Here is a 10,703-nt window from a genome sequence, read left to right as displayed (position 1 = left end):
GGCTCCTACCTGCTGGCCGGCATGGCCAGCGGCGGCGACACCTTCTTCACTACCGCGCACGGCAGTGGCCGGGCCATGAGCAGGCATCAGGCCAAGAAGAGCTTCAGGGGCGATAAACTGCAGCGGGAGATGGAAGCCCGCGGCATCTACGTCCGCACTGACAGCTACGGCGGGCTGGCCGAGGAGGCGGGCGACGCCTACAAGAACATCGACGAGGTGGTGGAAGCCACCGAATTGGCCGGCCTCAGCAAACGGGTGGCACGGCTGGTGCCGATCGGGAACATCAAAGGCTAGAAGGAAAGGCAACGTCGAGATTGAGATTTAGATTTAGCGTCTAAAGAGTGGGTGGGGGCGGGAATACGGTCAGGGGTGAAAATGTGGACCGCCGTTTTCCGGTTTACTTAATCTCAACCTCAATCTTAATCTCGTCTTTGGGGGTCTTTATGCCGTACGAGTACCGGGGCGACATAGCCCATGCGGATATAGCGTTTGACGCCTGGGGGAAGACTCTGGAAGATGTCTTCCAGGAAGCGGCAAAGGCGACCATGCAGGTGATGGCGGAGAATCTTTCAGCCATACGCCAGGCGGAAACCTTCGAGATCAGCCTTGACCAGCGTAACGAGGAGATGCTCCTCTTCGATTTCCTGAACGAATTGATCTTCTACAAGGACGCCAGGAGGCTGTTCCTGCTCCCCGACCGGTTGTCCATCACCACGACTGAAGAGGGGTGCAGCCTGCAGGCCACCCTCGCCGGGGAGGAGATCGACCCGCAACGGCACCGTCTGAACACTGACGTCAAGGCGGTGACCATGCTGAGGTTCTCGCTCGCCCAGGTCCCGCAGGGATGGCGGGCCACCGTGGTGCTGGATGTCTGATTCGCAACGGCGATGAGTTCAGGTAATGGCGAAGGTAGGCTCGGCGATATGTTCGCTGCGGCAGACCGGGCACCTCCCCGGCCCTTTCAGGCGCTCCCGCTTTCGAAACAAGAACCCGCAGGCCATGCACTCCGCCGGTATCACAACCAGAGCGCCGTGCAGCGCCACCCGGACATGTTCCAGGTGCTCAAGCACCTCCTTCTCGGATATCCCCACCCGCCCGGAGATCTCCCTGGCGGTCAGGCTCTCCTCCTTCAACGCCGCGATTATCTCCTGCCGTATGGTTTCCGGCCTGTCCGCAGGGATGGCCGGCAGCTTCGGTCGACTCCTCATCCTCACCTCCGGTGGCTGGCAATGAAAAAGGGGCGGCGGCTGAATACCGCGCCCCTGGAAAAATCCAGCCTTTCACCCGTCTCTTTTAGCCCAGCACTCCGAGGTTGTTGATGACCCGATCCACCCCGAACACGAACCAGGCGTCCGACTCGGCCGCCAGCATGCTGTTGGGGGAAGCGACCACGCCATCCAGGGTAATCACCCGGTTGCGGCATCTGATCCTAATCTGGGAGGCGTTCACCAGGGGATCCTTCTCCAGCACCAGTCGAAGCAGATCCCGGGTCTCGTCGTCGTTATCCTCCATGGGGGGTGAGAGCTCGATGCCGTTCACCACGTCGCGGCTGCCAGGTACCCACCAGGCGAGCACCCCGGCCAGACGCTTGTGGGAAAGACTCTCTGCGGTGCCGTTCAGGGTCACCACCCCGTCCATGACTTCGACCTCCAGTATCCGCTTCCCATCGTCCAGCGACCTGATCGCTTCCATCTCCTGCTTGACTATCGCCCGTATCGAATAGGAGTCAAAGGCCGGTTCGCCCAGCAAGGCGTCGCAGACGTGATCGCGGATGGCGCCGTCCTCCATCCTCTCCGAAGGCTCGACCCGCAGCCTGTCCACTATGCCGGAAACCGGCGCAGGTGCGGCCGCCACTTCCAGTGCCAGCTTCTTGGCGGCAATCCCATCCACCTCTCCGGACAGGGTGACGGTGCCGTCGGCGAACTCGATGGTGATGGGATGGCGGTGCACGCCGATCCCCGGTTCCCGCTCAAAAGCGGCCTGAATGGCTCCAATGACCTCTTCAGCGCGTATCATGATTCTTCCCCCTTCCTTTGGTGGTCAGGGCTGGCTGATCGTTGCCCGCAGCCCTGGTACCACATCGCCCAAGGACCAATCCCAGCATAGATTGTACCACGCCGGGCTTCCCCCGTCGAATGGGGGCAGCCACCCGTTCATTAACCGCAAGTGCCCGATTTATAGTGTAAACATCACTTACCGTATACTCTGTTGCCCCCACTGTTACTATCACGTTATAATGGGTGCACAAATGGCATCTGCCAAATGAATGGGGCGTTCAACATGTGCAAAAAGATCTTCATCGCGGCCACCGGACAGCATTGCGGTAAAACGACGATCAGTCTCTCGCTGATGCACCTGGCGAAGAAAAGGTACGCGCGGGTCGGTTTCATCAAGCCGATCGGCCCGAAGCTCTTCACGCTGGACAACGTCCAGATGGACATGGACGCCGCGCTGATCGCCTCCATCTACGGGCTGGAAAGCGATCGCGCCCTGATGTCCCCGGTTGTTCTGGGGAGGGGGTTTACCAAGAAGTATCTGGGGGGGGAGATTCCGCCTCAGGTGCCGCTGCAGAAGATCAAGGAAGCCTGCCGGGAGCTGGAAAAGAAAAACGACTTCCTGATCATCGAAGGCTCGGGGCACGGCGGGGTCGGCTCGGTGATCGGCATCAACAACGCCCAGATCGCCAAGTCGCTGAATGCGCCGGTGATCATGGTCGCCGCGGGCGGGATAGGCTGCGTGATCGATTCGGTGGAGCTGAACCTCTCCCTGTTCAGACAGGAAGGGGCGGACGTGAAGCTCGTGCTGGTTAACAAGCTGATCCCCGAGAAGCGGGCGGAAACCCTCAAGTACCTGCAGATGTACTTCGAGCCCAAGGGGCAAAAGGTCGCCGGCGCCTTCGAATACTCGTCCGTGCTCGCCAACCCCACCCTGGTCGACCTCTCCAACCTGCTGAAGCTGCCGCTGCACGGCGACCAGGAAGGGAGGAGCAGGATCATCCACCACGTCCAGTTGGGCGCCGCCTCCTCGCAACGGGTCATCGACACCCTGCAGGAGTCCACTCTGCTGATCACCACCAGTTCGCGCGACGAGCTGATCGTCACCGCCTCAGCCCTCTACAACATCCCCGCGTACCGGGAAAAGCTGGCCGGTCTCATCATCCCCGGCATCGCTCCGGTGTCGGCCATCAGCCAGAAGATCCTGGACGACAGCAACATCCCCTACATCCGGACACTGAAAACCACCGCAGAGGTCTACACGACCCTCAAGGAGCACGTCTCCAAGATCACGGCCGACGACCACGAGAAGATCAACCTGATTAAATCCTCCGCCGAGAGCGTGTTCGACTTCAGGTTGATCGACTCCATGGCCAAGAGTCACCCGTTCTTGATGGCGTCGTAGATCCCCCAAGGGGTCGACTCCACGATCTGCACCGGCTTGCCGAGCTCCCGCTCGAGGTCTTCCACCGTCATGTCGTCCAGAAAGACCCCTTCCCCTTCCTTCATCATCACATCCGGGACCAACACCAGGTCTCCCAGCTCCTGCCCCTTCAGTGCCTCGACGATGTCGCCACCACAGACCAGACCGGTCACCGTGACGCTGGAGCCGAACAGCCGGTTGGTTACGGCGATCGGCCTGACCGTCGCCCCCGTCGCTTTCGACAGACGCTCCAGGAAATCCGACAGGTAACGATAGGGCGATTCCCCCGTCACCACGGTCACGCTGCGCGCCCCTAGCTGCTCCGCTTCTTCTAGCACCTGTTCCGCGTCCGCCAGGAAAAGCGGGATCATCCCGACCCCGTTTTCTATCTGCGGCAGGTCTCCGTAACTCTCCAGCGGGGGAAAGCTGAGCTGTCCCTTGATGTAGAACTCATCAGCCAGGAAGAGGAAAGGCTCTCCCAGCCGCTCCGCGAGCTTTTCCGCCTTGTCCTGCCACTCACCGATGAAGGAGGCGGCGAACTGCTCAGTGACCGGAGTGAGCGCGGGGAGTCTTCCGCGGTGCTCGGTAAGGCCGACCGGGACCACGGCCAGGGACGCGACCCAAGGATGCAGCTGCGCCAGGTCCTCGACGGTCTTGGCGAAAGCCTCACCGTCGTTCAGTCCCGGGCAGAGCACGATCTGGGCGTGCATGGTGATGCGCGCCTCGGCGAGTTCCCGCATGATCTCCAGGATGGGGAGTATGCCGCGCTTGCCAAGCAGATGTTCCCTGAGTTCCGGGTCGGTGGCATGCACGGAGATGTAAAGGGGGGAAAGCCGCTGCGACTTGATCCTCTCCAGCTCTTTCCTGCCGATGTTGGCCAGGGTCACGTAGTTTCCGTACAGAAAGGAGAGCCGGTAATCCTCGTCTTTCACATAGAGCGGCCCCCTGAGCCCCTTGGGAAGTTGATGGACGAAGCAGAAGACGCAGTTGTTCCCGCACCGGGCGGGCGCGGGGGCGGGAAAGACCAGCCCAAGGGATTCCCCTTCTTCCCGCTCGACCTCCACTTCCCAGATCTCGCCGTCCGGCTTCTCGACTTCCAGGACCAGCAGGTCGTCCGCCCCGAAGTAGTTGTAGTCGATTATGTCGCGCAGGGGATGCCCGTTGATCGAGACGAGCCGGTCGCCCCCCTCGATCTCCATCTCTTCCGCAATGCTTCCGGGCAGGACCCTTTCTATCATGAGACCAGACATTGTTCCTCCTCTCGCTGGTGGTATCCGCCGATCTTATAACGTTCCGGGGTTCGACTGCAAGTGGCAGGCAGGACGCGTGACATGAGCAGAGGCTGGAGCCGCGAAAAAAGAGAGGGCAAATAAAGGCAGCCGGCCCGTTGGAACGAGCCGGCTGTTAGGGAGCTGTGGTTAGACGTTATCTTTTGGCAGAATCGATGCGCCTGCGGTGGCGTGGCAGGTCCTACTGGTGCAGCCGGAAAACTCCGTCAACCGAGGTGATGCTGCAGATGGCGTGCTTGTAGATGAGGATGTCGCCGTGCACTTCCATCAGCACCGAGAAGTTGTCGAAAGACTTGATATGTCCTTCCAATTTCTCCCCGGACATCAGCTGCACGAGAACCTTCACCCGCTCCTTGCGTGACTGGTTGAGATACTGATCCTGGATGTTAAAAGGCGTTTTCGGCATGATTCCGCTCCTTTACGCAAAAAATTCAATCACATGTCCAAGGATAGTAACAAATGTTTCAGGATATTCAAGCCAATAAATTTCATTTTCCTTACCAAACCAGGTCATTTGTCGCTTTGCATAGCGCCGGGTGTCTCTTTTAATGAGGGAAACGGCCTCCGGAAGGGTCATTTCGCCCGCCAGAGAGGCCGCGATCTCCTTGTAGCCTATGGAGCGCATCGCTTTGGCTTCCCGATCGTACCCCTTGGCGAGCAGCCGCTCGACCTCCTCCACCAGCCCCGACTCCACCATCCGGTCCACCCGGTGCTCGATGCGGCGGTACAGCTCCTGCCGCTCAACCTTCATGCCGATCTTGAGAGCCTGGTAGTAGGAGCCTGAGAACGCGTGCTCGGAGCGGAAGGAGGAGATGGGGCGCCCGGTCTGGCTGTAGACCTCGAGGGCGCGGATGAGGCGGACACGGTCGTTGACGTGCAGGCGGGAGGCGGTCTCCGGGTCCAGCTCGGACAGCCGCCGGAGCAGTTCCTCCCCCGGGAGATCCTGGAACTGCCGGCGCAGCTCCGGGTCGCCGTTTGGCGAGTCGACCAGACCCTCAAGGAGGGCGCGGATGTACAGCCCGGTGCCACCGACCACGATGGCTTTCTTACCCCTGCCTGCGATGTCTGCGATGGCGGCGGCAGCCGCTAAGCGGAAGTCGGAGGCGGAGAAATTGCGATCGGGGGAGACGATGTCCAGCAGATGATGGGGCACCCTCGCCCGCTCCTCGGCCGACGGTTTGGCGGTTCCGATGTCCATGCCGCGGTATACCTGCATGGAGTCGGCGTTGACTATCTCCCCGTCGATCTCTTCCGCCAATCGTAAGGCAAGCTCGCTCTTCCCCGAGGCGGTAGGCCCGACGATCACCAGCAGCTTGGTTTTGGGAGGTTGTATGTTGGATGGTGAGCAGCTGTCCATTTGCAAAAGCTCTTCTCTCTCGGCGGTGGCCGTCCCGGCGCCCCGGGTGGCCAGACGGGCTTATCCTACCGATACTTATATTCTCTTGAACATCTTCTCCACCTCTCCCAAGGTGATGTTCTGCATCACCGGTCGGCCATGGGGGCAGTTGCTGGAGAAGTCGGTCTCATCCATTTGCCTAAAGAGTGCAGCGATCTCCTGCTGGGCGAGCGGCCGCCGCCCGCGCACCACGCTGTGGCAGGCCATGCGGGCCAGGATGTCCTCCTGGATGTCGGTGAAAGTCCGGCTCCTGCTGAGGCTCCCCAACTCCTCCAGGATGTCCCGCAGGATGCGGAGATAGTCGGACGACGCCATGATCTGCGGCACCGACTTCAGGAGCCAGGTGTTGCCTCCGAATTCCTCCATGGCGAAACCGAGACGTCCCACTTCATCCAGATACTCGACCAGCACCGCGGACTCCCGGAAGGAAAGCTCCACCGTCTCCGGGAAGAGGAGCCCCTGGCTTTCCACCTCCCGCTCCGAGAATTCCCGTTTCAGCCTTTCGAAGGCGACCCGCTCGTGGGCAGCGTGCTGGTCGATGATGACCAGGTCAGTCCCCAACTGGCAGAGGATGTAGGAGGCGTTGAACTGGCCTATCACCGACAGGGAGGAGAAGTATCCGGTGGTGAGGGCTTTGCCCGCTCCACTCACAACAGCAGCACCTGGCTCCGATGTGGCCTCGGCGGCATCGTTGCACTCAACAGCCGCTGCGGCGCGACGAGATGCCAAGGCGGTGTCCGTCTGCATCTCGCTGCTGACGGCGGCCTCCGAGGAAGACGTAGGGGTCCTTTGCTCCCTTTCCGTCCACGCGAATTGCGGGCGGAACGCCGGCTGCGTGCGCGGTCGGTAATCCGCCAGCAGCTCCCTCACCTCGGCGACCTTTGCCGCACTCACCTCGGAGTAGCCGGCTCCCTTCGCGGTGCCCCCGTCCATCAACCTTGGCTGCTCCGGTTGGACCGCCGGCTGCGGCGTCGCCCCTTCGGCAGTTTCGGTTGTCTCGGACCCGGTAGCACGGAATCCGGCCGCGGCAGCGAGGGGTGTAGTGGCAGCCGGGGTGGCAGTGGCAAGGATCGAAGCGGCGGTCGACGGTGTTTTGCCCGCACCGGCAGCAGCCGGGAGGGGCCTAGCTCCCGCGGGAACGGGCTGCGCCGTGTTACCCGCTGCCGAGGCAATCGTCGGCTTAGAATCCTGACCGAACGCCGGCTTTTTCGGCTCTCGCTTGAGCCACGGCGTCTCCTTGAGGACCGACTCTACCGCGAATTGAATGGCGTCGTGCACCCTTCCCTGCTCACGGAACCGGACCTCATGCTTGGTCGGATGGACGTTCACGTCCACCTCCCCCGGCGCGATATCGATGAAGATGGCGACCACCGGGTAGCGCCCGCGCTCGAGGAAGTTGCGGTAGGCCTGGAGGATGGCATGCTGCACGACCTTATCCCTGATGAAGCGGCCGTTTATGTAGGTGTAGAGATGGCTCCCCGCGCTCCGGCTGCACTCCGGCGCCGCCACCAGCCCGCTCACCTTGAGCCCCGAGTCGTCCTGGTAGGAAACGGGGTGAAGCGAGGCCGCCACCGGGCGCCCGAGCATGGTCGCCACCCTCTCCTTCAAATCCGCGTCGAGAGCACGGAAGACCAGCTTGCCGTCCTGGTAATAGGTGAAACGGACATCGGGACGGGAGATGGCGAGCCGCGTCAGCAGCTCTCCGACGTGGCCACCCTCGGTCTCGGCGCTCTTCATGAATTTTAAGCGGGCAGGGGTATTGAAGAAGAGGTTCCTGACCGAAAGGACGGTACCGGTAGCCATGCCACAGCTTTTCACTTCCTTGATCCGCCCCCCCTCCGCGTAGAGCTCGGTCCCTTCCAGGCTGTCACTGGTCCGGGTCGCGATGGTGAGGCGGGAGACGGAAGCGATGGAGGGGAGCGCCTCGCCGCGGAAGCCGAGGGTGCTGAGGGCGAACAGGTCGTCATCGCTGGAGATCTTGCTGGTGGCATGCCGTTCCAGGGCGAGCAACGCATCCTCGCGGGACATCCCGCAGCCGTTGTCGGTTATCTTGATGAGCTTCCTGCCGCCGGACTCGATCTCCACCGTGACCTCTTTGGACCCGGCGTCGATGGCGTTCTCCACCAGTTCCTTGGCGACCGAGGCAGGGCGCTCAACCACCTCCCCGGCGGCGATCTTATTGGTCAAATTTTCGGGCAGTATTCTTATAGTCGTTGCCAATGCAGTCCCTCACAACAGTGCGGATCGAAAATGCTGAGCCAAGATACCTTATGCCCCTGCCTTTTGCAAATGCCAATCCCTTATCCGCGCCGCGTTGTTTGCGCCTTCTGGAAAACGATGCTATAAAGGACTGGATGAAAAAACTGCCATCATACATCGCCTGCGGCACCATCGCAGCACTCACCCTCTCCGGCATCCTTTCTCCGCCGGTCCAAGCCGAGAGCCGTCATCCAGCATCGTACCTTGTCCAGTTGAACGGCCACACCCTGGTGGAGAAAAACCCGGACCTAAGACTTGCTCCGGCCAGCCTCACCAAGATGATGACGGCCCTGATCGTGCTGGAAAGGTGCAAGCTGGAGGAGGTGGTAACGGTCAGCCGGGCCGCCGCCCGCGAGACCGGGCACCGGATCAATCTGCGGCAAGGGCAGCGGCTGAGGGTGCACGACCTCTTGGCAGCCGCCTTGATCTCCTCGGCAAATGACGCCTCCCGGGCCTTGGCCGATCATGTAGCCGGCAACCAGCAGGCCTTCGTCGCCATCATGAACGCAAAGGCGCACGCCCTTCAGCTCCACAATACCCACTTCACCAATGTCTGTGGTCATGACGACCTCTCTCTTTACAGCACCGCACACGACCTGGCAAAACTCGCCGAACTGGCGATGCAACACCCGACCTTCGCCGATCTGGTGGCACGGCCGACCATGGCCATCACCACCGTGGACGGTCGCCGCACCTTTCACTTGAAGAGCGTCAACAGGCTGATTGGCAGGTACCCGGGAGCCACCGGCGTCAAGACGGGGACCACCCCCAACGCCGGCCAATGCCTGGTGGCACTGGCACAACGGGACGACCGCAGGATTCTGCTGGTGCTGATGCGCTCCAGGAACCGCTGGCAAGCTGCTCCCGCCATGCTGGACGCCGCTTTCGCGATACGGACCTCAGCCATGCTGCAGACTGCCATGAAGGGAGATAACGATGAAGCACTACCGGAAGGAGCTCTGGTTCGAGATCAAGAAGAGACGCGGCTTCGTGAATATTACGACAGAATTGTCCAAAGCTCTGTCGGAGAGCGGCATCCGCGAAGGCATACTGCTGTGCAACGCCATGCACATCACCGCAAGCGTGTTCATAAACGACGCTGAGTCGGGACTGCACCAGGACTTCGAGCAGTGGCTGGAAGGGCTCGCTCCGGAGAAACCCCACTCCAGCTACCGTCACAACGACACCGGCGAGGACAACGGAGACGCCCACCTGAAGAGGACCATCATGGGCCGCGAAGTGGTGGTGGCCGTCACCGCCGGGAAGCTCGACCTCGGCCCCTGGGAGCAAATCTTCTACGGCGAGTTCGACGGCATGCGCAGGAAACGGGTGCTCGTCAAGATCATAGGAGAGTGACTTCCCTCTAAACAGATTGTTTCCCCTTTTCCAACGCCCCCCTCCCCTCACCGGGGGGCCGGGGTGAGGATGGGGCAAGGAGGTTCGATATGTCCCTGCATGGCTATCATCCTCTTCAAAGGTTCACTGGTTTCGCACATCTTCTACGTTCCGCCCTCCTTCTGCTGGCCGTTTCCTCCACCGGTTACGCCTCAGACATTCACCTGGACCAGATCAAGCTTCCTCCCGGTTTCCACATCGAGATCTTCGCCAAAGACATCCCTGACGCGCGTTCCATGGCCCTCGGCAGCAAGGGGACCCTCTTCGTCGGCTCCCGCGAAGAGGGAAAGGTATATGCTGTAGTGAACGGCGGCACTCCCAAAGTGAGGATCCTCACCATCGCCAAGGGACTGAAGGAGCCTAACGGCGTGGCCTTCCGCAATGGAGCCCTCTACGTGGCCGAGATCAGCCGGGTGATCCGCTTCGACGGCATCGAGGAGCGGCTGGAGAATCCTCCCAAGCCGGTGATGGTGAATGACGGCTTCCCGAACAAGGCGCACCACGGCTGGAAGTTCATCAGGTTCGGCCCGGATGCGAAACTCTACGTCCCGGTAGGCGCCCCCTGCAACGTCTGCGAATCGAAGGACCCGCGCTTTGCCTCCATCATGCGCATGGACCCGGACGGCAAGCACCTCGAGATCTTCGCCCGCGGCATCCGCAACACCGTCGGGTTCGACTGGCACCCGGTCACCCACGAACTCTGGTTCACCGACAATGGCCGCGACTGGATGGGGGACAACCTCCCCCCGGACGAACTGAACCGCGCGCCCAGACCGGGGTTGCACTTCGGCTTTCCCTACTGGCACGGCCGCACCATCAAAGACCCCGACTTCGGATCACGCATGAAGAAGGAGGACTTCGTCCCCCCCGATGTGGAGCTTCCCGCCCATGTCGCCGCCCTAGGCATGCGCTTTTACACGGGCGCCATGTTCCCCAAGGAGTATCAG

The 10,703-nt window shown here is 61.4% G+C and carries 12 protein-coding genes; 6 read left to right on the top strand and 6 right to left on the bottom strand.

Annotated features, from left to right (window positions below; genetic code table 11):
• Both VJ604_RS06430 and VJ604_RS06425 read left to right on the top strand, forming a co-directional pair.
• A partial coding sequence (locus VJ604_RS06430; protein ID WP_324080821.1) for an RtcB family protein occupies positions 1-294 on the top strand: 294 nt, incomplete at its 5' end.
• A gap of 149 nt (positions 295-443) precedes the next feature.
• The gene (locus tag VJ604_RS06425; RefSeq protein WP_324080819.1) at positions 444-875 is read left to right on the top strand and encodes an archease; all 432 of its coding nucleotides are present in this window, start codon (positions 444-446) and stop codon (positions 873-875) included.
• Between the two features lie 18 nt (positions 876-893).
• Here VJ604_RS06425 and VJ604_RS06420 read toward each other — a convergent pair whose 3' ends face one another.
• Positions 894-1,208, bottom strand: coding sequence for a transcriptional regulator (locus VJ604_RS06420; RefSeq protein ID WP_324080817.1), 315 nt, complete (start codon positions 1,206-1,208; stop codon positions 894-896).
• An 85-nt stretch (positions 1,209-1,293) separates the two neighbouring features.
• On the bottom strand, positions 1,294-2,016 hold the full coding sequence (locus VJ604_RS06415; protein WP_324080815.1) for a BON domain-containing protein: 723 nt from the start codon (positions 2,014-2,016) through the stop codon (positions 1,294-1,296).
• A 264-nt stretch (positions 2,017-2,280) separates the two neighbouring features.
• Between VJ604_RS06415 and VJ604_RS06410 the strand changes: the two genes are divergently transcribed.
• Entirely contained in the window at positions 2,281-3,399 is a 1,119-nt protein-coding gene (locus VJ604_RS06410) for a phosphotransacetylase family protein (protein ID WP_324080813.1), read from the top strand.
• Here the strand turns inward: VJ604_RS06410 and VJ604_RS06405 are convergent.
• From VJ604_RS06405 to mutL, 4 genes are all read right to left on the bottom strand, one after another.
• A complete protein-coding gene (locus VJ604_RS06405) occupies positions 3,375-4,667 on the bottom strand; it encodes a DUF512 domain-containing protein (RefSeq protein WP_324080811.1) in 1,293 nt (430 codons plus the stop codon). The genes VJ604_RS06410 and VJ604_RS06405 overlap by 25 nt on opposite strands.
• A gap of 220 nt (positions 4,668-4,887) precedes the next feature.
• Positions 4,888-5,112, bottom strand: coding sequence for an RNA chaperone Hfq (hfq, locus tag VJ604_RS06400; RefSeq protein WP_012529414.1), 225 nt, complete (start codon positions 5,110-5,112; stop codon positions 4,888-4,890).
• A gap of 12 nt (positions 5,113-5,124) precedes the next feature.
• On the bottom strand, positions 5,125-6,063 hold the full coding sequence (gene miaA / locus VJ604_RS06395; protein ID WP_324080802.1) for a tRNA (adenosine(37)-N6)-dimethylallyltransferase MiaA: 939 nt from the start codon (positions 6,061-6,063) through the stop codon (positions 5,125-5,127).
• A gap of 75 nt (positions 6,064-6,138) precedes the next feature.
• On the bottom strand, positions 6,139-8,322 hold the full coding sequence (mutL, locus tag VJ604_RS06390) for a DNA mismatch repair endonuclease MutL (RefSeq protein WP_324080799.1): 2,184 nt from the start codon (positions 8,320-8,322) through the stop codon (positions 6,139-6,141).
• Positions 8,323-8,456: 134 nt separating this feature from the next.
• Between mutL and VJ604_RS06385 the strand changes: the two genes are divergently transcribed.
• From VJ604_RS06385 to VJ604_RS06375, 3 genes are all read left to right on the top strand, one after another.
• Positions 8,457-9,464: a D-alanyl-D-alanine carboxypeptidase family protein gene (locus VJ604_RS06385; RefSeq protein ID WP_324080797.1), complete on the top strand. Its 1,008-nt coding sequence runs from the start codon at positions 8,457-8,459 to the stop codon at positions 9,462-9,464.
• Entirely contained in the window at positions 9,352-9,717 is a 366-nt protein-coding gene (locus VJ604_RS06380; protein ID WP_324080796.1) for a secondary thiamine-phosphate synthase enzyme YjbQ, read from the top strand. Before VJ604_RS06385 ends, VJ604_RS06380 begins: the two co-directional genes overlap by 113 nt.
• An 89-nt stretch (positions 9,718-9,806) precedes the next feature.
• Positions 9,807-10,703, top strand: an 897-nt coding sequence (locus tag VJ604_RS06375) for a PQQ-dependent sugar dehydrogenase (RefSeq protein ID WP_324080795.1), incomplete at its 3' end; no start/stop codon positions are given.

Source organism: Geomonas sp. (assembly GCF_035254065.1).
GTDB lineage: Bacteria > Desulfobacterota > Desulfuromonadia > Geobacterales > Geobacteraceae > Geomonas.
The sequence above is the reverse complement of the archived record's forward strand: the minus strand, read 5'-3'. Positions and strand labels throughout refer to the sequence as shown.

What these genes read in the sequence shown, in the direction of transcription:
- hfq (WP_012529414.1), bottom strand. Translation starts at nt 5,112, where the DNA reads ATGCCGAAAACGCCTTTTAACATCCAGGATCAGTATCTCAACCAGTCA.
- VJ604_RS06425 (WP_324080819.1), top strand. Translation starts at nt 444, where the DNA reads ATGCCGTACGAGTACCGGGGCGACATAGCCCATGCGGATATAGCGTTT.
- VJ604_RS06410 (WP_324080813.1), top strand. Translation starts at nt 2,281, where the DNA reads ATGTGCAAAAAGATCTTCATCGCGGCCACCGGACAGCATTGCGGTAAA.
- miaA (WP_324080802.1), bottom strand. Translation starts at nt 6,063, where the DNA reads ATGGACAGCTGCTCACCATCCAACATACAACCTCCCAAAACCAAGCTG.
- VJ604_RS06405 (WP_324080811.1), bottom strand. Translation starts at nt 4,667, where the DNA reads ATGTCTGGTCTCATGATAGAAAGGGTCCTGCCCGGAAGCATTGCGGAA.
- VJ604_RS06415 (WP_324080815.1), bottom strand. Translation starts at nt 2,016, where the DNA reads ATGATACGCGCTGAAGAGGTCATTGGAGCCATTCAGGCCGCTTTTGAG.
- VJ604_RS06420 (WP_324080817.1), bottom strand. Translation starts at nt 1,208, where the DNA reads ATGAGGAGTCGACCGAAGCTGCCGGCCATCCCTGCGGACAGGCCGGAA.
- VJ604_RS06385 (WP_324080797.1), top strand. Translation starts at nt 8,457, where the DNA reads ATGAAAAAACTGCCATCATACATCGCCTGCGGCACCATCGCAGCACTC.